Source organism: Dialister sp. (genome assembly GCF_051885895.1).
GTDB lineage: Bacteria > Bacillota > Negativicutes > Veillonellales > Dialisteraceae > Dialister.
In genome coordinates this window covers 1-20,747 of record NZ_JBJEXP010000114.1, presented here as the reverse complement: position 1 = coordinate 20,747, position 20,747 = coordinate 1, and the positions used below count along the sequence as shown (strand labels likewise).

The 20,747-nt window shown below is 46.9% G+C and carries 20 protein-coding genes and 1 other RNA gene; 1 reads left to right on the top strand and 20 read right to left on the bottom strand.

Annotated features, from left to right (window positions below; translation table 11 throughout):
* Nucleotides 1-224: 224 nt before the first annotated feature.
* The 19 genes from thiE to ACI4N7_RS09835 all read right to left on the bottom strand — a co-directional run bounded on the left by thiE (nucleotide 225) and on the right by ACI4N7_RS09835 (nucleotide 19,486).
* Complete coding sequence (thiE, locus tag ACI4N7_RS09925) at nucleotides 225-857, bottom strand: thiamine phosphate synthase (protein ID WP_439733202.1); 633 nt, start codon at nucleotides 855-857, stop codon at nucleotides 225-227.
* Nucleotides 844-1,650 (bottom strand): hydroxyethylthiazole kinase, encoded by an 807-nt coding sequence (gene thiM, locus ACI4N7_RS09920; RefSeq protein WP_439733201.1) that lies wholly within the window; start codon nucleotides 1,648-1,650, stop codon nucleotides 844-846. The genes thiE and thiM overlap by 14 nt, the downstream gene beginning before the upstream one ends.
* Nucleotides 1,651-1,697: 47 nt before the next feature.
* Nucleotides 1,698-3,221 carry a tetratricopeptide repeat protein gene (locus ACI4N7_RS09915; protein ID WP_439733200.1) on the bottom strand — a complete coding sequence of 508 codons (1,524 nt, stop codon included), beginning with the start codon at nucleotides 3,219-3,221 and terminating at the stop codon, nucleotides 1,698-1,700.
* Nucleotides 3,222-3,357: 136 nt separating this feature from the next.
* On the bottom strand, nucleotides 3,358-3,675 hold the full coding sequence (locus ACI4N7_RS09910) for a thioredoxin family protein (protein WP_439733199.1): 318 nt from the start codon (nucleotides 3,673-3,675) through the stop codon (nucleotides 3,358-3,360).
* A 146-nt stretch (nucleotides 3,676-3,821) separates the two neighbouring features.
* Nucleotides 3,822-4,165: a transfer-messenger RNA gene (gene ssrA, locus ACI4N7_RS09905) on the bottom strand.
* An 88-nt stretch (nucleotides 4,166-4,253) separates the two neighbouring features.
* Nucleotides 4,254-5,060 (bottom strand): protein-ADP-ribose hydrolase, encoded by an 807-nt coding sequence (locus ACI4N7_RS09900; protein WP_439733198.1) that lies wholly within the window; start codon nucleotides 5,058-5,060, stop codon nucleotides 4,254-4,256.
* Nucleotides 5,047-6,003: an SIR2 family NAD-dependent protein deacylase gene (locus ACI4N7_RS09895; protein WP_439733197.1), complete on the bottom strand. Its 957-nt coding sequence runs from the start codon at nucleotides 6,001-6,003 to the stop codon at nucleotides 5,047-5,049. Before ACI4N7_RS09895 ends, ACI4N7_RS09900 begins: the two co-directional genes overlap by 14 nt.
* Nucleotides 6,000-6,653 carry a 4Fe-4S binding protein gene (locus tag ACI4N7_RS09890; RefSeq protein WP_439733196.1) on the bottom strand — a complete coding sequence of 218 codons (654 nt, stop codon included), beginning with the start codon at nucleotides 6,651-6,653 and terminating at the stop codon, nucleotides 6,000-6,002. Before ACI4N7_RS09890 ends, ACI4N7_RS09895 begins: the two co-directional genes overlap by 4 nt.
* Nucleotides 6,654-6,955: 302 nt before the next feature.
* Entirely contained in the window at nucleotides 6,956-7,801 is an 846-nt protein-coding gene (locus ACI4N7_RS09885; protein ID WP_439733195.1) for an aldo/keto reductase, read from the bottom strand.
* Between the two features lie 244 nt (nucleotides 7,802-8,045).
* Nucleotides 8,046-9,326, bottom strand: a complete 1,281-nt coding sequence (gene purD / locus ACI4N7_RS09880) for a phosphoribosylamine--glycine ligase (RefSeq protein ID WP_439733194.1) — start codon at nucleotides 9,324-9,326, stop codon at nucleotides 8,046-8,048.
* Nucleotides 9,327-9,340: 14 nt separating this feature from the next.
* The gene (purH, locus tag ACI4N7_RS09875) at nucleotides 9,341-10,885 is read right to left on the bottom strand and encodes a bifunctional phosphoribosylaminoimidazolecarboxamide formyltransferase/IMP cyclohydrolase (RefSeq protein WP_439733193.1); all 1,545 of its coding nucleotides are present in this window, start codon (nucleotides 10,883-10,885) and stop codon (nucleotides 9,341-9,343) included.
* 97 nt (nucleotides 10,886-10,982) lie between these two features.
* Nucleotides 10,983-11,609, bottom strand: a complete 627-nt coding sequence (gene purN, locus ACI4N7_RS09870) for a phosphoribosylglycinamide formyltransferase (protein ID WP_439733192.1) — start codon at nucleotides 11,607-11,609, stop codon at nucleotides 10,983-10,985.
* On the bottom strand, nucleotides 11,602-12,660 hold the full coding sequence (purM, locus tag ACI4N7_RS09865) for a phosphoribosylformylglycinamidine cyclo-ligase (protein ID WP_439733191.1): 1,059 nt from the start codon (nucleotides 12,658-12,660) through the stop codon (nucleotides 11,602-11,604). Before purM ends, purN begins: the two co-directional genes overlap by 8 nt.
* A gap of 11 nt (nucleotides 12,661-12,671) precedes the next feature.
* Nucleotides 12,672-14,093 carry an amidophosphoribosyltransferase gene (gene purF / locus ACI4N7_RS09860; protein WP_439733190.1) on the bottom strand — a complete coding sequence of 474 codons (1,422 nt, stop codon included), beginning with the start codon at nucleotides 14,091-14,093 and terminating at the stop codon, nucleotides 12,672-12,674.
* A 301-nt stretch (nucleotides 14,094-14,394) separates the two neighbouring features.
* The gene (locus ACI4N7_RS09855) at nucleotides 14,395-15,258 is read right to left on the bottom strand and encodes a phosphoribosylaminoimidazolesuccinocarboxamide synthase (RefSeq protein ID WP_439733189.1); all 864 of its coding nucleotides are present in this window, start codon (nucleotides 15,256-15,258) and stop codon (nucleotides 14,395-14,397) included.
* A gap of 125 nt (nucleotides 15,259-15,383) precedes the next feature.
* Nucleotides 15,384-15,875 (bottom strand): 5-(carboxyamino)imidazole ribonucleotide mutase, encoded by a 492-nt coding sequence (gene purE / locus ACI4N7_RS09850; protein WP_439733188.1) that lies wholly within the window; start codon nucleotides 15,873-15,875, stop codon nucleotides 15,384-15,386.
* A gap of 654 nt (nucleotides 15,876-16,529) precedes the next feature.
* Nucleotides 16,530-17,531, bottom strand: coding sequence for a tRNA dihydrouridine synthase DusB (gene dusB / locus ACI4N7_RS09845; RefSeq protein WP_439733187.1), 1,002 nt, complete (start codon nucleotides 17,529-17,531; stop codon nucleotides 16,530-16,532).
* A 100-nt stretch (nucleotides 17,532-17,631) separates the two neighbouring features.
* Nucleotides 17,632-18,195, bottom strand: a complete 564-nt coding sequence (locus ACI4N7_RS09840) for a TetR/AcrR family transcriptional regulator C-terminal domain-containing protein (protein WP_439733186.1) — start codon at nucleotides 18,193-18,195, stop codon at nucleotides 17,632-17,634.
* The gene (locus ACI4N7_RS09835) at nucleotides 18,185-19,486 is read right to left on the bottom strand and encodes an HXXEE domain-containing protein (protein ID WP_439733185.1); all 1,302 of its coding nucleotides are present in this window, start codon (nucleotides 19,484-19,486) and stop codon (nucleotides 18,185-18,187) included. The genes ACI4N7_RS09840 and ACI4N7_RS09835 overlap by 11 nt, the downstream gene beginning before the upstream one ends.
* Nucleotides 19,487-19,861: 375 nt before the next feature.
* On the opposite strand from ACI4N7_RS09835, the gene ACI4N7_RS09830 reads away from it, so the two are divergent.
* Nucleotides 19,862-20,230: a hypothetical protein gene (locus ACI4N7_RS09830; protein WP_439733184.1), complete on the top strand. Its 369-nt coding sequence runs from the start codon at nucleotides 19,862-19,864 to the stop codon at nucleotides 20,228-20,230.
* Between the two features lie 169 nt (nucleotides 20,231-20,399).
* Here ACI4N7_RS09830 and ACI4N7_RS09825 read toward each other — a convergent pair.
* A partial coding sequence (locus ACI4N7_RS09825) for a hypothetical protein (protein WP_439733183.1) occupies nucleotides 20,400-20,747 on the bottom strand: 348 nt, incomplete at its 5' end.

Sequence of the window (20,747 nt, the reverse complement as noted above, 5' to 3'; positions counted from 1 at the left end):
CGTTTTGTCAAATCTTTTTTCAAAGGTTTTTCAAACTCTTTTTTCGTGACCGCTGCTTCATCAGCAACGTGATTAATATTATCACGAAGTTTGTTTGCTGTCAACAGGTATTTCTTATATTTTTACATGATTTATTATCAGCAGCCCTGTTTTCCAAAAAAATAATTCCTGTTGGATATGGTTCCATAAGGCAATATGTTTTCCGCTGCTCACAGCTATCACTGTCAGCCCAATACCTGATCAATCATTTTCTTCAGCTCAGCCGCTTCCGTCTTGGGCCGACTGCTGGCCATAATGGCTGATACAACGGCAAAGCCTGATAGCCCATAGCCTTTAAAAAGGGGAATCGTCTTTTCATTCATCCCGCCAATGGTAACTACCGGTATATGAACGGCTTCCATAATTTTCCGCAGTGTTTCCGGTGATGTGATATCCGCGTCCTTCTTTGTAGCCGTAGGAAACATGGCCCCTACGCCCAGATAATCAGCTCCGTCTTTTTCCGCTTTCACCGCTTCTTCGAGAGTGCCTGCGGATACACCCAGAATCTTATCCGGGCCGATCATCTTCCTGGCAATGTCTGCCGGCATATCAGACTGTCCCACATGAACTCCATCAGCACCGGACGCCATCATAATATCAATGCGGTCATCGATAATCAGCGGTACATGAAAAGAATCGGTAATCCGTTTTATCTTTACTGCCCGTTCATACAGAAGACCTGTATCCCCTGTCTTTTCCCGCAGCTGTACCAGAGTCGCACCGCCCTGCAGGGCTTCTTCCACTACCTGCTCAAAAGTCCCGGCTGCGGGCTGATTTCTATCAGTCACAAGATAGAGACTGTAATCAATATTCTTCATAACGGGCCCCTTCTGTGAGAATACCGCCGGTCATTTTCCCTATTTCATCAAAAATTCCCATATGAAAATGTCCAAGCCCCTCCTGTCCATATTTTTTCCAGGCTCTTTCTCCAGCCAGACCCATGGTTATCATGGCTGCTGCTGCACTGCCGAAGCAGTCTTCAGGCGAAGCCCCGCAGAAAGCACCAATCAGAGACGAACACATACAGCCGGATCCGGTAATCAAAGCCATCTCTTTACAGCCATTATGTACAATGATCGTCCGTTTTCCATCAGTTACAATGTCCGCAGCACCGCTGATCACAGTAACTGCATTCCATTTTTCAGCCAGGCGGGCCGCCAGCACACGTGCTTCCTCACTATTGACCGATTCTCCCGCGTCCACGCCTTTCGTGTGTATATGCTCTCCTCCCAGAGACAGGATTTCTGAAATATTCCCCCGTATCACAGACATATGAACCTGGTCCATAATTTCGGCAGCCATACGGTTTCTGAAAGGCGTCGCTCCACATCCTACCGGATCAAATACCACCGGTATCCCCCGTACGTTGGCACTTCTTCCTGCCACAATCATAGACTCTACCTTCCCAACATCCAGAGTTCCTATATTCAGCACAAGGGCAGAAGAAATCGCTGCCATATCCGCAGCCTCGTCAATAGAATCAGCCATGACCGGAGAAGCGCCTGCTGCCAGACAGACATTGGCACAGTCATTGACTGTCACATAATTTGTTAAATGATGAATCAGCGGATTTGTTTTTCTTACTCCATCCAGATATTCTGCTAATACCATAAGTTTCCTCCCGTCAGATTTACAAAATTATAAATCCAATGGCCTCCTTAGGCCTTTTCAGCCCAATAGTCAGCCATACGTCTGCTTATTTTAGTCCCATACCCATTTTCATAATAAGAAGACAGAATTCCATAAAAATCGGTAAATCCCTGTTTCGCCAGAAGCTGAGCCAGCTTAAACGCTTTTTTCGGATTCTCTTTATGAAGCACCTGTCCTGCAAGAGGTTCAGGACCTGCAAAATACATCCATAGAAGTACATTCATATTCACATTCAGGGAATGACGCCCCTCTCGGGCTGCTCTGAGAAAGTCTCGATCACTGCAATCCAGACGGTCACCATAGAACAGATACATTCTGGCCAGCATCGCCCAGGCGTCGCTGTCGCCTGCCGCAGCAGCTTTTTTATACCAATCTGCTGCTTCCTTCAGATTCCGGATATCTTCCTTCGTCGTTCCCAAGCACTCCATTCCCATGGAAGATCTAACCCGTTTAATATTCCCATAGGACTTCATGGCTTTGCTGCAGTAAAAACGCACCAGTTTTTTCCGGCAGGTATCGCTGCCGGCTTTATACCCCTGCTTCAGGTTATCCTCAAATTCTTTATAATCCCCCCGGCTGATGCTGATGTCTGCCAATTCCTCAAAAGCATCTGCAAAGCCGAAAGAGGCGGCCTGCTTCAGGTAATGCAGCGCTTTCTCCTTCTCTTCTGTTCCTTCCGGAATTCCCGGATAGTTCCGTCCCGCCAGATAGGATACACGGCCGGCTTCATATTTCCCTCTCTTATCGCCTCTTTCATAGGCTTTCAGGTACCAGGCCACAGCCAGATCAATATTTTTATGGACACTGCCTCCCTGGAAATATAAATCCCCCAGCTTAAAGCAGACAGAAACACTGCCATCATGAAAGGCCTGTGAATACAGTTCCAATCCCCGTTTCACATTGATTTCAGTTCCCTTCCCATTGAGGAAAGCCTCCCCTGCCAGCTCCCGTGATAAATTATCTCCATGCACAGCGCCGCGAAGAAACCAGGATAAAGCGATTCTGTCATCTTTAGGAGGATCTCCCGGCCTTTCATTCCGCCCCCGGTTCTGATAAAGTTTTCCGATCTCCGCATATCCCTTATATACACCACCGGCAATTGCTTCCTTATACCAGCTTATGGCAATATCCCTGACTTCCTCAGAACGCAGGGCATCTGCTGTCATAAGACGGCCTGCCTGATACGCCCCCTGTGGAACTCCCATCTGATAAGCTGATGCATAGGAATCAAATGCTTTTTGAAGACTGACAGATACGCCGTATCCCTTTTCATACATCTGCCCCAGAAAAAGGGCGCTGTCTCCATGTCCCTGACCTGCCAATGTCTGAAAACATTGGAGTGCAGGTTCATACTTTCTCTCTTTATAAAAAATCTTTCCCAATTCATAAAGCTTTGCTCCTGCCCTGCCGCTGCCCTGCAGAACCGCCCGGGACAGATAATTCAGTGCACTGTCATAATTCCTGATTTTCAGATACTGTTCCCCCAGATTCAGCAGCTCTTTTTTGGAAAGATATACTGCTTCCGTGCCCATATTCTCACTTCCTTCCCTTATTTCTTCCTTTTTCTTTATTGTACCACGTTGTATCTTGTCCTGCCCCATAGAATCGAATGGATTCCGAAAAAGGCATCAAAAAAGGGAAACAGCAGTCTGTTTCCCTTTTTTCTCTTTATTTAGACGCTTTTTCAACAAAAGATTTCAAATCATTATACCCTACTGTGCCATATCCGATGATTCTATCCACCGGCCTGCCGTCATGGAAATAAATGAGAGTGGGAATGGTTTCCACCTCATACCGCTTGGCAATCTCCTCATCCTCATCCACATTAATGCCATAAATAGGGGTTTTAATTTCTCCGGAAAGTTTTTCCACCATAGGACGGAGTCTTCTGCAGTATCCGCACCAGGGGGCAGAAAATCCGAGAATTACATCACCTTCGGTTAAAAATTTATCAATATTTGCAGTACCTGTTATCGGTGCCATCATAAGCATACACTCCTTATCCATACACCAGGCTTTGCCTGTTATTATTTTCTGTTATATTGATTATATTCGATATTTCTAAATCTGTCAATATAGCCGCAGATAGGGAAGCATAAAAAAAGGGATCAGCCTGTGATCCCTGAATTTTCTGGTGGAGATGAGGGGAGTCGAACCCCTGTCCAAAAAGCCTGTCCCATAAATTTCTCCGAGTGCAGTTACTGTTTGAGATTTAAGCAAAGTATCGTACAGGAACAAACTGCCTTTGCCGATTCCGGAATTGATTTCCCTTTGAAGTCCCGAACCTCCTTCTCCGGTATCCTATTGGTTGATGTCAGCCTGAAGTCATAGGAAAACGTCAGGGGACATTAGCAGATTAGGCTGCTAAAGCAAAATCACGTTTTGCGTTTAAGTTTTTTCACCGTTTAACGGGGTAGATGAAATCCCGACTCGCTGTTTATGGCCCAGAATCTCCTGTCGAAACCGGTACATCCCCAGAGGATTGCACTCATTATATAGTAAATGAAAGAAAATGTCAAAATGACCTGCAGTGATTTTCCCGCTCCTGCCTGCAGTTTTGAAAATCATGCCTGCAGTATGTGAGCATAAATCTCTCTGTCCCGATCTGTAAAAACATTAAAAATCACCTGCTGCAGAGAGCTCTCTTTATGGGTATCCAGATACTGTTTTACTGTGTTCACTGCGATATCTGCCGCTTCTTTTGGCGGGAAATGAAAAACTCCTGTAGAAATACAGCAGAAAGCTATCTGCTCGGCACCCCAGGCAGAAGAAAGAGCCAGAGAAGATTCGTAGCATCGAGCCAGCTCTTTTCTTTCCCTTTCCGTCAGTGTCCCTTCCACTACCGGCCCTGCTACATGCACTATGTATTTGGAAGGCAGGTTATACGCCGGTGTGATAAGAGGTTCTGCCACAGGCCGCTGATAATCTTTTCCTTTTTCTTTCCGAAGCGCTTCCATCTGCCTTTCACACTCATTGCGAAGTTCCACGCCGGCCATGGTATGAATCATATTATCAATGCATCCATGGAGAGGACGGAAACAGCCCAGCATGCTGCTGTTGGCTGCATTCACAATGACGCTGCACTGGAGAGTCGTAATATCGCCTTGCCAGAGATAGAGCCTTGAATCCGTTTTCACCGGCTGCAAATCATCTGCCGCAGTGATTCCTTTTTCTTTTGTCCACTGCCGGAGAAAGGAATCCTGCACGGAAAGAAACTGATCTGATACAGGTCCCGGCAGCCGTAGATTGCAGAGAGCTCTGAAAAGATTGAAAAGTTTATCCCTGTTTTTTGGCAGTTCCATTTCATAGGGCTCTCCTCTTTCCTTTAAAAGTTCTCGTATCAAAAAAGTTAACGCTTCATCCTCTTTCATTGCTGCTTTCTCCTTTCAAAAGAGATAGAATCTCTGCCATGTCACGGTTTATACAAAGGGAACGGGATGCAATAGCAGCAGGACACAGCGCTTCTCCGAAATTAAGACAGGCATAGAAAGCATTTTGATTTTCCCGCACTGCTTCCCAAAAAGGAAATTTAATTATTCCCGGTGTATTCATACCAACTCCCAGTTCCAGATAGAGTACATGCCGCTGCTTAAGGCCGCTGATGAAGCAGCGGTATCTTTCCAGCGCTTCATACCATCCTTCATCCTCTACAAAAGTATCATCGCAGCGAAGGTTCATGGTCATGGGACTGCCATCATCGGGACAGCGGGGAATCAGTCGATCCGGTATTCTCATGGAAATGTTCCTGTCCTTCGGTACCTGGAAAATACCATTTTCATCTTTGATAAATCCCTGAGATTTCATGGCTTCCCTCACCCATGCCTCATTATCGTAGGTTTTCCGGATACGGGGATTAACACTTTGAAAAAGCCCATAGTCTCCCTGGGTATAAAAGAGTCTTTTCTTATCGAAACCAGCCCGCTGAAACTGATGATCCACATTGGTGGTAAGCACGAAATACTCTTTTCCTTTTACCAGAGATAAAAGCTTTTCATACAGATCCGAAGGGGCCGGTACATACCGGTTATAGTAGATATGGCGGCTCCACCAGGCCCAGCGCGTTTCTTCATCAGGAAAAGGATAAAACCCACCGGCATACATATCGGAAATATGAAATCTCTCTGCAAAATCAAAAAAATATTTCTGGAACCGTTCCCCGGAATAAGTAAATCCTGCTGCCGTGGAAAGTCCGGACCCGGCCCCTATAAGAATACACTGTGCTTCTTCCAGCTCTCTCCCCAGAATTTCTACCTGCTCTTCAGGATTTTCCGCTATTCCTCTGGATACCTGTCCCCAGTCATCAAAAGCATTCATTCTTTCCCTTCTTTCATCACTGCATGCACAGGGCATACTTCAAAGCACAGTCCGCAGTGCAGGCAGTGCTGACTGATAATCTCATAAACCTTCCCGTTTCTCCTAATGCACTTCTGCGGACAAACAGCACTGCACTTTCCGCATCCTGTACAGAAATGAGAAATGAGATAAGAGTCTCCTCGTTCATCCGCCTTTTCTGATCTTGTCCTTTCTCCCACAGGAAAAGTCTCTCTGGTGATCGGTTTCGTGGATAAATCAAAGAATTCTCCCTCTCCCTGTTCCATAGTAAAGACTTCCAGCACCTTCCGGGATTCCTCTGACGGATAAATCTCTGTCATATAGGGATTCTTTTCAAAAATCTCTCTGAGCTTTTCCTTTCCGATACAGCGGACAAATCCCCGCACCGACACTGCCTTTTTCTGCATGGTGCCTGCACCTCCTGTCATGCCGGTCAGGGCAATGTAATGCTGTTTCATAAGCTCTTCATAAAATGCTTTTCCCCTGGCGGTGAGAAAGTAAAAGGTCTCAGAATCTGCCAGCATAATATCCACAGCCCTGGTGACCGGATGTCCTTTACTGTCCACCGTGGCGCAGATAACGGAATGAATGTCTTCCGCCAGCATGGAAATATAAAATGCACTCCTTCTCATAACCAGCCTCCTGACTGCTAAAGGGAAACATTGAACGGGATCATGCCCACGCAGACTTTTCAGATAACGAGCCTGCAGCCGGATGCACAGGAAAATCCATGATAAAGCCCCCGATAAACATACATATCCTGTGCAATCCCGTCATTCAATCACTGTTTTCCTGACTATATCTGTTTCTTCATGTACTATACAATGATATGAGCTTGATGTCAACATAATTATTACATCTAAAATCTTTTCCTTTCCATAAAAAAAAGCAGCACCTTTTAGTGATTCAGGTGCTGCGAGGCTGAGATGACTTTTTATCGTACATCCGGTCTGTCCGGGTGTTCTCCTGACCAGCCGGTTTCGGCCATAGCAGAAATTGCTTTGATTTCTTCATCAGTTAAATGAATTTTATCAGCATGGAGATTTTCTATCATACGTTCCTTATGGGTAGACTTGGGTAGAATGATATAACCCATAGCCAGGTCAAAAGCCAGAGATACAGCAGCGGTGGATATGCCATGATCACCGGCAATTTTCATGAGCAGAGGGTCATGGAACAGACGGCCTCTGCCAATAGGACTCCAGGCTTCCACTGCTATGTGATGAGCCTTGCAGAAATCTACAGTCTCCTTCTGCAGATACCCGGGGTGAAGCTCCAGCTGATTCACCATAGGAGCGATCCGGGCACTATCCATCAGGTTTTCAAGATGATGGACCAGAAAATTGGAAACACCGATAGCGCGGATTTTGCCTTCCTTATACAGTTCCTCCAAAGCTTTCCAGCTGTCCCGATCAAGCTCTTTCCAGTCATCCCAGCCTGTATGACCGTAAAAAGGCCTGGGCCAATGAATCAGGTATAAATCCAGATAATCCATACCCAGGTTTTCCAGTGTTTCCCTGAACTGTGCTTTAGCGTTTTCATATCCGAGATGATCTCTGTCCAGCTTGGATGTAATGAAGAAGGCTTCCCGCGGGAGGCCGCTTTCTTTTACAGCACGGCCCACTTCCTTTTCATTGCCGTAAAGCCAGGCTGTATCCAGATGACGATAGCCTGCTCTGATAGCTTCCGCAATCACTTCGTATCCGCTTTCCGCAGCCTTATAGGTTCCAAAACCAATGCTTGGGATCTGCACGCCGTTGCTGAGCCCTATATTTTTCATTTGTTGACTCCCTTTCCCATCCAATTTTCCCTATCCATGCCCCTGAAAGAGCAGTATTTCCTGAAAATACTATACAGAGCTTTTGATTTTCTGTCAAAGAAGGAAAGTGGATAAGAAATGATTTACCTGAAGAAAGCAGAACCACAGGCAGAAGCCTTTCCCCGGCTGTTCTCCGGTATATTTGTACGGGCTTTCTTTTAAGGAAAAAGAAAAAGCGGAACTCTGCCGTTCCGCTTTTCAATCATCATTCTTTATTTTTCAAATGCCTGATTCCCTTGTCCGCTATATCATGACGATACTGTACGCCCTGCCAGTGGATTTTAGAAACGCCTTCATAGGCTTTGGCTTTTGCTTCTTCCAAGGTCGGAGCCAGGGCAACTACGTTAAGCACACGGCCGCCGTTGACTATATACTGTCCGTTTTTCTTAACAGTACCTGCATGGAAAACAATGCATCCGGCCTTTTTTGCATCTTCCAGTCCGGAAATGACTTCCCCGGAAGAATGGGATGCAGGATAGCCTTCAGATGCCATCACTACATCTACCGCACAGCCTTTTTTCCATTTCACATCTTCTTTTTTCAGGCTGCCATGAACGCATTCCAGCATGACCTGTGCAAGATCGCCGTCAAAGAGAGGCAGTACTGCTTCTGTCTCCGGATCCCCAAAGCGGCAGTTGAATTCCACCACTTTCGGTCCTTCTTCTGTAATCATCAGGCCCGCATAGAGACAGCCCTTGAACGGATATCCTTCTTTTTTCATGGCTGCCACAATAGGCCGAAGAATCTTAACCTTAACTTCATCCATCATTTCATCGGTCATGACCGGTGCCGGCGCATAGGCGCCCATGCCGCCGGTATTGGGGCCTTCATCATGATCGAAGATCCGCTTATGGTCCTGGGAAGAAACCATGGGTACTACATGAGTGCCGTCGCAGAAACAGAGCACCGATGCTTCCTCGCCTTCCATAAATTCTTCGATAACCACAGACCGTCCGGCACCGCCGAAAGTATGCCCTTCCAGCATATCCTTTACTGTACTCACTGCCTCTTCTTCATTCTGGGCAATGATGACACCTTTGCCGGCTGCCAGGCCGTCTGCTTTGATGACGATTGGATATTTCCTGTTATTCTTCAGGTACTCCACTGCTTTGTCTTCGTCAGTAAATACCTCGTAGGCTGCCGTAGGAATACCATATTTCTTCATCAGATTTTTGGCAAATCCCTTGGATCCTTCAATGCGGGCTGCTGCTTTGGAAGGTCCAAAGAAAGGAAGTCCTGCCTTTTCAAATTCATCAGCCAGCCCCTCTGTAAGTACCGTTTCCGGTCCTGCTACAGTGAGGTCAACTTTCATGAGTCGGGCAAAGTCCAGAATATCTTCATGACCTTTGACCGGAATGAGGTGAGCCACATCACTCATCCCATCATTACCGGGGATGGCATAGACTTCCGTGACGGAAGGACTCCGTGCCAGCCGCCAGAGCAGGGCATGTTCTCTGCCGCCGCTGCCAATGACTAAAACCTTCATGGAAAAAACCTCTCTTAACTGTGACGGAAATGACGATGTCCGGTGAATACCATGGCAATACCGTACTTGTTAGCCATGTCAATGGATTCCTGATCTCTGATGGATCCGCCGGGCTGAATAACTGCAGTAACACCTGCCTTGCCGGCTGCTTCAATGGTATCGCCGAAGGGGAAGAATGCATCGGAGCTCATGACGGAGCCTTTTGCTTTTTCTCCTGCTTCTGCAATGGCAATATCAGCAGAGCCGACACGGTTCATCTGTCCTGCCCCTACACCATAGGTTACATCTTTACCGGTGAGAACAATGGCATTGGATTTCACATGCTTTACAATCTTCCAGGCGAATTCCATAGCCTGCCATTCTTCCTCTGTCGGAGCTCTATTGGTTACCACTTTGCAGTCTTTTCTAGTCTCTGCACTGTTGTCCGGGGTCTGTACCAGAAGACCGCCGGAAACTTTGTGGAGCTGAAGTTCTTCTTTGAAAGCTTCCGGTACTTCGATAAGACGGATATTTTTCTTTGTTTCCAGAATATCAAGGGCTTCCTGAGAGAACTTCGGTGCCATTACGACTTCAAAGAAAATCGGTTTCATTGCTTCTGCTGCTGCCTTATCGCAGACCTGGTTCATGGCAACGATACCGCCGAAGGCAGATTTGCTGTCAGCATTGAAGGCGCGCTGGAAAGCATCCAAAGCATCCTTGCCAAGAGCAGCGCCGCAGGGATTTGTATGTTTAATAATCACGCAGGCAGGCTGTTCTTTACCCCATTCACATACCAGATCCCAGGCTGCTTCCATATCTACAATATTGTTGTAGGAAAGTTCCTTGCCGTGAAGCTGTTTAGCTGCCGCAATACCGCCTTTGGCTTCCGGATCCTTATAGAAAGCGGCTTTCTGATGGGGATTTTCACCGTAACGGAGATCCTGAATCTTTACAAAAGCCTTGCTGTAAATATCTGGAAGAGCATCTTTATTACCATTGATTTCTTTGGTGAGGTATTCTGCAATAGCGCAGTCATAAAGTCCGGTATGGAGGAATGCTTTTCTGGAAAGTTTCAGACGGAAATCTTCATCCAGTGTATCATTCTTGATTCGTTCCAGAACTTCACCATACTGAGAAGGATCCACAACAATGGTGACATATTTATAGTTCTTCGCTGCTGCACGAACCATGGACGGACCGCCGATATCGATATTTTCAATAGCTTCTGCACGGGTAACTCCCGGTTTGGCAATGGTTTCACGGAAAGGATAAAGATTGACTGCGACCAGATCAATCCCTTTGATTCCGTGTTCCTTCATGGCTTTTACATGTTCCGGATTATCCCGGATAGCCAGAATGCCGCCATGAATCATGGGATGCAGTGTTTTCACACGGCCATCCATCATTTCCGGAAATCCGGTCACTTCAGAAACGGATTTTACCGGAATGCCGGCTGCAGCAATTGTTTTCATGGTGCCGCCGGTGGAAATAATTTCCACTCCCAGGTCATGAAGTCCCTTTGCAAATTCTACTACCCCGGTCTTATCAGACACACTGATCAGGGCTCTTTTAACTGCCATACTTGACTCCCCCTTTTAGTAAAAACACTTGCAATGATGAAACCGCCTTTGAAGAAGCAGGAATACCTCCCGGAAATCCATACTTCCTTAAAGTGAGTTATTTTTCATTACGGCTGTGCATGCCGCTGACATGGCTGCCTTCAATGTGAAGTCTGTCAGCGCAGAACGCAGTGACTGCCCTCACATAAGCAGGATGCTCCTGCTGCAGGATTCTGTCAGCCAGAGTTTCTTCCGTATCATCGTCATACACCGGTACAGCCACCTGTGTAATGATTGGACCGTCATCCAACCCGGTTCCTACAAAGTGCACTGTGCAGCCTGCCACTTTTACGCCCGCTTCCACAGCCTGACGCTGGGCATGAAGCCCACGGAAGCTTGGAAGAAGGGCAGGATGAATATTGATAATCCGGTTAGGAAAAGCGTGAATCAGGTTTTCCCCGCAGATTCTCATATAGCCTGCCAGACAGATCAGATCCGGATGGTAAGATTCAGCGGCTTCCAGAATAGCATCATTGAAAGCGGCCTTATTTTCAAAAGATTTCAATTCCAGCACAGTGGAAGGAACATTCCAGCGTTTAGCACGCTGCAGCACCTGGGCATCTGCATGATCGCAGATAACCCCCACTACCGTGCCGTTTATCGTACCATTCACTGTGGCTTCATGGATAGCTTCCGCATTGGAGCCTCTGCCGGAAGCAAAAATAAGGATTCTCTTCTTACTCATTGAAAAGACCACCTGTCACAACCACATCCCGGTTTCCTTCGGTGATTTCACCGACTTCATAGACCGGCTCATTGATGGATTTCAGGATTTCTTTGGCTTTTTCTGCATTTTCCCTGTTCATGATCAGAAGCATGCCCAGGCCGCAGTTATAGGTGCGGTACATTTCTCTCGGTTCCACGCCGCCTTCCTTCATCAGGAAGGGGAAAATCGGAAGGAGCGGCCATTTTTCCGCATCCAGCACAGCTCTGGTTCCTTCAGGAAGAACTCTGGGAATATTATCATAGAAACCGCCGCCGGTAATGTGAACCATGCCGTTCACCTGCGTCCCCTTCAGTACCGGAAGAACAGGCTTCGGATAAAGACGGGTCGGTGTCAGAAGAACTTCTCCCAGAGGTTTGTCCATATCTCCGTACACTTTGTCCAGAGAAAGGCCATTATCCTTAATGATACGGCGAACAAGGGAATACCCGTTGGAATGAACGCCGGTAGAAGGCAGCCCCAGAATCACATCGCCGGGAGCTATATTTTCTCCGGTAATAAGGTCTTTTCTATCCACAATGCCTACGGCAAACCCTGCCACATCATAGTCTCCCTTTGCATAAAAACCGGCCATTTCCGCCGTTTCACCGCCAAGGAGGGCGCAGCCGGATTCAATGCACGCATTGGCTACGCCTTTTACAATTTCCGCCATCAGTTCCGGTTCCAGTTTTCCGGTGGCTATATAGTCCAGGAAAAACAGCGGCCTAGCGCCCTGCACCAGCACATCATTGACACTCATGGCCACACAGTCCTGACCGATGGTATCATGAATGCCCATTTCAATAGCCAGACGGAGCTTTGTGCCCACGCCGTCAGTGCCGGATACAAGAATGGGATCGTCAGACAGTTCATCCTTCAGACGGAAAAGTCCGCCAAAACCGCCGATATCTCCCATCACTCCGCGAGTATAGGTAGCCTGCACTGATTTTTTAATCAGTTCCACTTCCCTTTCACCGGCGTCAATATCTACACCGGCTTCCGCATAGGTTAAGCCTTTTTTCTTTTCGCTCATGGGTTTCCTCCCTATTCTTCATCTTCCATGCTGCCCAGCCCGTTATGAGGCACCTTTTCCGGATACACTCCGTCAAAGCAGGCAAAGCACATGTCCGATGCCTTAATTTCAGAAATGGATTCCGCCAGTCCCTTCTGGGACAGGTAATGAAGAGAATCGGCGCCAATCATTTTGCAGATTTCTTCTGTGGAATACTTGGCTGCAATCAGCTGCTTTCTTTCTGCCGTATCAATGCCGAAGAAGCAGGGATACCGAACAGGCGGAGAACTGATGCACAGCTTGATTTCCTTGGCCCCCGCATTTTTCAGCAGGTTGATGATAATGCCGCTGGTTGTACCGCGGACGATGGAATCATCCACCAGGATAATACGCTTGCCTTCCACATTCATACGGATGGGGTTCAGCTTCATGCGTACAGCTCTTTCTCTCTTTTTCTGCCCCGGCTGAATGAAGGTACGGCCCATGTATTTATTTTTCAGCAATCCTTCTACAAAAGGAATACCGGAAGCGGCAGAATAACCCAAAGCAGCCACATTACCGGAATCAGGCACACTCATGACCACATCGCCGTCATAATGGGTTTCTTCCCAGAGTTTTCTCCCCATATTGAGGCGGGCTTTGTAAATATCCTGTCCGTTCATGATGGAATCCGGACGGGCAAAATAAATATATTCAAAAGAGCAGATGCCGTGGCGGTGTCCCTCCACCGGGCAGTACATGGTGGAATGGACGCCGCTGTCGTTAATCGTTACGATTTCTCCGGGCAGCACATCTCTCACAAATTTTGCATCAATGGCATCCAGAGCCGGCGTTTCCGAAGCCAGCACCCAGCCATGTTCCGTTTTTCCCAGAACCAGCGGCCGATAGCCGAAAGGATCCCTGCAGCCGTAAATAGCATCATTGGTGCAGGCCACGATAGCATAGGCACCATGCACTTCGTCCATCAGTTCCTTGAATTTTTCCTCTTCCGTGCTGCGGCGGCTTCTGGCCAGAAGTTTAATGATAACTTCCGTATCCATGGTGGTAGAGAAAGTGGAACCTTCCAGCAGGAGACGGCGTCTCAGGTTCTTCGTATTTACCAGGTTCCCATTATGGGCCAGTGCCATGGGCCCGTCAATACTGTCAGCCTGCAGAGGCTGTACGTTTACCGGGATGGAGGAGCCGGTGGTCGAATAACGCACATGACCGATACCGATATGGCCTTCCTTCTCCGGCAGGTTGTGGAATACTTCCGTTACCAGACCCATGCCGCGGAAGGTTTCCATGGATTTCCCATCGGATACCGTAATCCCCGCACTTTCCTGGCCACGGTGCTGCAGAGCAAAAATCCCGTAATAGGTTTCATGCACTGCAGACAGCTCCCGATCAAAAATACCAAACACTCCGCATTCTTCATGCGGCTTGTCGTCATACACATCCATACTTTTATACATTACGGAATTCTCCTGACTTTCCTATACTTCAGACCGATTGGTCTAAGGAAGCGGTGATTAAAATCACCGGATCGAATTTTGCCTGCATCTTGAACCGCTGCGGCCTCATACGCCTTTTCAAACAGCATGTCCACTGATTTCCCGCGCTGCATCCATATGCAGAAATAAATCCGAAAACGATGTAATCAGCACTTCCCTATTTCTGGGGCTTTTCCGCATGGGACAGAAAAATGCCACCCCATGAAAAGGCATTTCCTGTCCTGTTAAAAGGAACCGTAAACGGAACCTCTTCTTTCATGAATCAGAACTTTTCACCAGTGAGAAGTTCATAAGCTTCCTTGTAAATACCGATGGTCTTGTCAATAATATCCTGAGGTACTGTATCTCCCGGATGAGCCTTCAGATAATCACGGACAAATTGTTTGTCATAGGAGGGCTGTCCATGACCTGCTTCATAGCCCTTTGCCGGCCAGAAGCGGGAGTTATCCGGTGTCAGCATTTCATCGCCGAGAACGATATTTCCTTTTTCATCCAGGCCGAATTCAAACTTTGTATCGGCAATGATAATGCCTCTTTCCAGAGCATAATCAGCGCATTTATTGTAGAGGGCAAGGGTCAGTTCAGACAGCTTTTCCATATATTCCTTGCCTTTTCCCGGGAAGAATTTATTGACCCAGGCTTCCCCTTCTTCCATGGAAATATTCTGGTCATGTTCTCCTACCGGTGCTTTGGTGGACGGTGTAAAAATAGGATGGGGCAGCTTCTGGCATTCCTTCAGGCCTTTCGGAAGTTCGATGCCGCATACCTTTCCGTCTTTCTGATAGCCTTCCCAGCCGGAACCGGTAATATAGCCGCGGACAATGCATTCTACCGGAATCATGTTGAGCTTCATTGTCTTCATGGAACGGCCTTCAAATTCAGGAGTCTGGAAAAATTCAGGCATATCTTTGGTGTCAATGGAAATCATATGGTTCGGAACGATATCCTTTGTGAAATCGAACCAGAACTTGGACATACGATTCAGTACCACGCCCTTTTCCGGAATGGGGCACTTCAGGATATTATCAAAAGCGGAAATCCTGTCAGTGCAGACCATGACAAGGCTGTCGCCCAGATCATAGAGTTCACGAACTTTACCGGATTTAAAAGGTTTGTATTCTTTCATCATTTTTCCTCCATTAATTTATTCAAAGATTTTTTTATCCATTCCTCACAGGGACATATCCGGCAGAATGCCGAACCTCCCGTCCGGGAAGTACGGTTCAATGAAACCGGTGCTTCCCACAGGAATTACTTTGCCAGTTCTGCCTGCAGCTTTTCATCCTTGGCATAAATTTCCTCAGCTGCTTTTTCACGGTAAGCTTTGTATTTTTCATAAAGCGCCGGATCAGAAACAGCTCCGATTTCCACAGCCAGGAATGCCGCATTCTTGGTGCCGTCAATAGCAACGGTAGCTACAGGAATTCCGGAAGGCATCTGCACAATCGAAAACAGGGCATCCATACCATCCAGTTTAGCACCGGAGAGCGGAACACCGATGACCGGTTTTAATGTCAGACTAGCGACTACACCGGGCAGTGCAGCTGCCATACCGGCGCCGGCAATAAAAGCGCCGACCCCTTTCTTTTCTTCCGCTTCTACGAAATCTGCCAGTTTCTTCGGCGTTCTGTGGGCAGAAGCAATAGTTACGTCATAGGTTACTCCAAAATCGTCAAGAATGGCAAAAGCCTTCTTCATGACCGGTAAATCGGAATCACTCCCCATAACTATTCCAACATGCATGATGTTCCTCCCTCTCTTGAGGCTGCCGCCTCAAAAAAAATCTCCTTCCGCGAAAACCGACTAAAAGTCATAAATTTCCCGCAAAAGGAGTATACCAGATACATACAGACAGCAGAGCAATACAAAGGATTACACAGGCACAGAAAAAATTTTCCTGTTTCTTTATGTCTTTAGAAATATAAGTCCTTTCAGCAGACATGGCCGCTCCTCTCCCGATTGAGATAAAAAAGCCTGCGCCCTATGCACAAGCATCCATCAAAACCTATATTGCTTACGTTCCTTAATCATTCTAATATTTCTATTTTCTCTTGTCAATAAATTTTAATGCCCGAAATCCTCGATACTGTGGGCTTTTATGAATTATAACAAAAAACTCAGTATATACTTATTTACTCTAATTTTTTATAATTTTTATTTTCATATTATTAAATAAAAAAGAGAATTTAAGAAAATGCCGGCTGCCTGAAGGCTGCTGCCAAAAAGCCCGCAGGAGAAACAGCTGTCCTTCCTGCCGCAGCAAGTGAACGTCCTGTTTCCAAAAAACCGGAGGACAGGAGCTAAAAAAGCGCCGGTTAAGGCGCCTTCCAAAGCTGTCCCATGGGCCATATAAAAGCAAAGAAGCCGCCTTTCGGTTTTCATTTTCCACAGGACAGACTATATTTCTAAATTAGTTTCCCTGAGGCCTTTTTCCTCTTCATAGGCATCAAGTACATGGTTGAACTCTTCTTCCGTCAGTGCCTTCATAATTTCCCGCCGAAGCGAAGCCGCTTCCGGAAGGCCGTGAAAATAACGGCTGGCATGGGCCCGCATTTCTCGAACCGCCACATGCTCCCCCTTTTCTTCCACCAGTCCATGAAGATGCTTTCTCGACATGGCAAGACGCATTTCCCAGGTGGGCGCCGGGAGAATTTCTCCCGTTTCAAGGTATGTATTGACCGCTTTAAATATCCAGGGATTTCCCCAGGCTGCCCGTCCAATGGCCACACCGGCACACCCTGTTTCCTCCATAAGCCTTTTGGCACTGGGACCGTCTATGACGTCCCCGTTTCCAAAGACGGGAATATGGACAGCCTTTACTACTTCGCCGATTTTTTCCCAGTCTGCATGGCCGGTGTAAAAGTCCTCTCTGGTGCGGCCGTGAACAGTGATGGCAGCAGCACCTGCTTCTTCTACTGCCTCTGCCAGTTCCACGCAGTTTTCCGTTTCCCGGGACCAGCCCAGACGCATTTTGACAGTCACCGGAATATGCACTGCTTCAGCCATGGCTTTTACCACAGCTGCCGCCAGAGGTATATTTTTCATCAGCGCAGAGCCGTCGCCATTTTTTACAACCTTCTGCATGGGACAGCCCATATTAATGTCAATGATATCCGCTCCTGCCTTTTCCATTTCCCTGGCTCCCAGGGCCATAATCTCCGGATCACTTCCAAAAAGCTGGAGGGCTACGGGATGTTCTCCGGGATCAATTTTCAGCATGTCCCTTGTTTTTTCATTTTTATAATAAAGGCCTTTTGCACTCACCATTTCTGCTGTAGTCATGGCCGCTCCCATCTGCCTGGCAATGACACGGTAGGCCAGGTCGCTCACTCCCGCCATAGGCGCCAGTACTGCCCAGCCATCCAGCTCTATCTGTCTGATTCTCGGTTTCTGAAACATTCTTTCCTCCTGTTAACAGGTCTATTGTATCATAGCCTGCAGGAATAATTATAGCAGGAAGGGCAAGCGGTCTGAAATGTAATTTCAGACTGTGGAAAGATCAGATTTTTTCTTTTTCCAGCCATCCTCTCCCCGCCGCTTTTTCCGCAAACTGTCCCATTTCTTCCGGCGTTTCAGGAACATCATGCATAAGCCAGTGCCGGATCATATGATAAATGCCACCGGCCAGAAAGGCCAAAAGCAGCTCCTGTTCCTTTTCATCATACTCTTTTCGGAAGAAGGAATCATGAACCTGCTCATGCCTACGAAGGCGGAATAAGTTCTGAGCAAAATGAGAATCTGCGGAATTATGCTGAAAAACAAGAACAGCATCTTTTTGATTCTTCTTCAGATACCGGCATATCTGCTCCACCTGGCTGGATAAGGAAATGGACTTTTCTGTTTTCAGGCTTCTCTGCATGCCATCAAGAAGATCATTTTCTTTTTCCGTAAGAATATCCCGGGGACAGCCATAATAGCGGTAAAAAGTTGAACGATTCACAGAAGCGAGCCGGCACAGCTCGGAAACAGTCATTTCTCCCACCGCCTTTTTCTGCATAAGCTCCACCAGAGCATCGGTGAGCTTCTTTTTAGCCGGATGTGCCTTTTCTTTATTATCTGCCATCATCAGGATCCTTTCTTTTTGCAAACCGTTCGAACCGTTTCATTTCCTCCCTGGAAAACCCATAGGGACTTTCTCTGTTTTTCATCAGGCCCATCCCCACCAGCCAGAAAGAGAAAAAATAGACCGCCAGGCAGCAGGCAAAGGAAAACATTATATTTTCCCAGGTCACCACTGCGGCAGAGCTTTTGTCCGTCATAAAATAAATACCTACAATCCCCATAAGACATCCGGTAGCCATGCCGGGATTATAGAAAGATCGAATCATTCTGTTAAAAGTAAAGACATGCATGACCAGTTCCATTATTCCGAAAACAAAGGGAACCAGTACCAGCCAATGGAAAAATAAGGGCAGCAGGCAAAACATAACAGCGCAGAAATAATTGCCAAAAGCAGCAGAAAGCTGGTTTAAGGGATATCTGTCCGGTATTTCGCTTTTAAGCTCTATGGCATTGGCCATCACAGGAAACCCGCCGGGATAGCCAAATTCTTCAAAGAAATGAAAAAGCAGAAGTGCCAGTTCCAGAAGAATCAGGCTGGTTTGAAGCGGCCTCCCATCCCATCCATAAAAAACTGCTCCCAGAACAGCAAGTCCCAGAGGAACACTGATTTCATACCAGTGAGACAAAAGATTTCTATTCCGCCATCCAGGCCGGAGCCCCGCCCAGGAATACACCTTTTCAAACAGCCTTTCCTGTTTCTCCGGTATAGGGCATCCTGACTCTCTGTTTTTCAAAATCTGTACCGGAAGGAAGATACAGCAGACTGCCAGGATAAAGAAAGCCAGAAACCCATAAAAAACGATTTTCCCTGTAAGCATCTGCTGTTTATATGCTTCACAGAAAAAAAGAACGGATAGAGGCAGGAAAAGAAGAGCAGTGGCTGCGCCGGGATTATACCAGCTTCTTCCCTTTCGATTCATCTGATAAATATGACCGAAAAACTGCATGATTCCCATAAGAGAGACTGCTATGCCCGGCCATATCCAATCATGAAGAAAGACCGCTGCCCCATAGTAAATCCAGGCAGACACATTGACAAGCATAATGGATTGCCAGTTTCCTGGATACCAGAGATAATCCTTCTTTTCTCCATAGAAAAAACGATTAATGACAATCGGTGCCCCACCGGGCCATATGTATTCTTCCCATTGATGCACCAGAAGAAGCATGAAAGACAGAAAAAGAATTTTTTCCATATTTCCCATGAAATGAATGACGGCTGCACCATAAGCGGCGAGGAACGCAGCCAGCATCATGCCTCCATGAAACCAGTGATTACAGATATACCTCATATTTTTCTCCTTATATATAAGCTCGTAAGCTGCCTATATTCTAAAAGGAGAAAACGGGAGACAGCAATCAGCAAAATACATCAAACTGTTGTATTTATTTCTGCCGAACAGCAGAAATGAAGTTTCCCTGCCCTGAAGCGGCAAAATGCCATTTTTTGTTTCTTGTCCCGAAAGAGCATCTTCCATACACTATGGTTAAAAGTATCCGACACAGGGTGCATTATCAGCACCTGATAGGAAGCCGGCACAGAAAGGAGCTCATAATGTCCCACATTTTATCAGAAAGGCATCAGCTATGGAAGGCAGGACGGCCATGACGGAGACAGCCAGTTCATTACCGCTGAACTGCATGACAAAGATGGAAAGGAGTACAGCATGATGCTTCACATCATGTGCATCAATCCCAATAAGCCGCAGGAAGATGACTATCCGCTGGCCCTGAGTATTCTTTCCATGACTGACTTTTCCCTAAATAAATATACCTTTCGTGAAGATGCCTTCACCAAAGCAGAATTTTCCCATTTACCGGGGGATAAGCTCCACATCACCACTCCCGTCTCTTCCATGACAGGAGACAGAGATGCGCTGCAGGTCACGGCTATTCTTCCAAATGACAGCGGCAGGCTGGAGCTGACTATGTCCCAGAAAGACCGTCCCGTTCTTTTCAACTGCGGCACCGGATATTTTCTTGGTAAAAATGTAAAGGGTACCAATTATGTGGAATTGGTAGGAAGTTTCAGATAACGCTTCCCAATCAGTATATACAGTCAATACGCCCGCCGGAAAGAATCAGAAATTCTGATGTCTTCCCGGCGGGCGTATTGTATGCATCTTTCTGAAGATTATGAATATATGGAGAATCAGGCTGCAGCCCTGCATGTTGATTTACTGCAGGAAACCGGCTTTTCTGCTCTCATTTGCTTCCATAGTTTTTAAGGAAGGTTTTGATAAACCTGACCGGCATGTCCAGCCTGTCCACCGGCATTTTTTCATCCACCTGATGGGCTTCTCCCCAGCGGCTGTTCCTGACCCGTCCGGTAAAGCGGTAGATATTATCGCATACATCTGCATAGTTTCTCGAGTCCGTAGCACCCAGCATGAGATTAGGGGCAATCACCGTATCTTTCCCATAGACTTCATGAATGGTATCTGACAGAAGCCTGAACATATCCCCTTTTACTTCTCCTGCAGGGTGAGGATTTTCCGCATAGGATGCTTTTACCTTCACACCGTCGGGCATGATGGATTCCAGATATTCTTT

Excerpts from the sequence above, each read along its gene's own strand:
- thiE (WP_439733202.1), bottom strand. The coding sequence starts at position 857 with ATGAAGAATATTGATTACAGTCTCTATCTTGTGACTGATAGAAATCAG.
- thiM (WP_439733201.1), bottom strand. The coding sequence starts at position 1,650 with ATGGTATTAGCAGAATATCTGGATGGAGTAAGAAAAACAAATCCGCTG.
- ACI4N7_RS09915 (WP_439733200.1), bottom strand. The coding sequence starts at position 3,221 with ATGGGCACGGAAGCAGTATATCTTTCCAAAAAAGAGCTGCTGAATCTG.
- ACI4N7_RS09910 (WP_439733199.1), bottom strand. The coding sequence starts at position 3,675 with ATGATGGCACCGATAACAGGTACTGCAAATATTGATAAATTTTTAACC.
- ACI4N7_RS09900 (WP_439733198.1), bottom strand. The coding sequence starts at position 5,060 with ATGAAAGAGGATGAAGCGTTAACTTTTTTGATACGAGAACTTTTAAAG.
- ACI4N7_RS09895 (WP_439733197.1), bottom strand. The coding sequence starts at position 6,003 with ATGAATGCTTTTGATGACTGGGGACAGGTATCCAGAGGAATAGCGGAA.
- ACI4N7_RS09890 (WP_439733196.1), bottom strand. The coding sequence starts at position 6,653 with ATGAGAAGGAGTGCATTTTATATTTCCATGCTGGCGGAAGACATTCAT.
- ACI4N7_RS09885 (WP_439733195.1), bottom strand. The coding sequence starts at position 7,801 with ATGAAAAATATAGGGCTCAGCAACGGCGTGCAGATCCCAAGCATTGGT.
- purD (WP_439733194.1), bottom strand. The coding sequence starts at position 9,326 with ATGAAGGTTTTAGTCATTGGCAGCGGCGGCAGAGAACATGCCCTGCTC.
- purH (WP_439733193.1), bottom strand. The coding sequence starts at position 10,885 with ATGGCAGTTAAAAGAGCCCTGATCAGTGTGTCTGATAAGACCGGGGTA.
- purN (WP_439733192.1), bottom strand. The coding sequence starts at position 11,609 with ATGAGTAAGAAGAGAATCCTTATTTTTGCTTCCGGCAGAGGCTCCAAT.
- purM (WP_439733191.1), bottom strand. The coding sequence starts at position 12,660 with ATGAGCGAAAAGAAAAAAGGCTTAACCTATGCGGAAGCCGGTGTAGAT.
- purF (WP_439733190.1), bottom strand. The coding sequence starts at position 14,093 with ATGTATAAAAGTATGGATGTGTATGACGACAAGCCGCATGAAGAATGC.
- ACI4N7_RS09855 (WP_439733189.1), bottom strand. The coding sequence starts at position 15,258 with ATGAAAGAATACAAACCTTTTAAATCCGGTAAAGTTCGTGAACTCTAT.
- purE (WP_439733188.1), bottom strand. The coding sequence starts at position 15,875 with ATGCATGTTGGAATAGTTATGGGGAGTGATTCCGATTTACCGGTCATG.
- dusB (WP_439733187.1), bottom strand. The coding sequence starts at position 17,531 with ATGTTTCAGAAACCGAGAATCAGACAGATAGAGCTGGATGGCTGGGCA.
- ACI4N7_RS09840 (WP_439733186.1), bottom strand. The coding sequence starts at position 18,195 with ATGGCAGATAATAAAGAAAAGGCACATCCGGCTAAAAAGAAGCTCACC.
- ACI4N7_RS09835 (WP_439733185.1), bottom strand. The coding sequence starts at position 19,486 with ATGAGGTATATCTGTAATCACTGGTTTCATGGAGGCATGATGCTGGCT.
- ACI4N7_RS09830 (WP_439733184.1), top strand. The coding sequence starts at position 19,862 with ATGATGCTTCACATCATGTGCATCAATCCCAATAAGCCGCAGGAAGAT.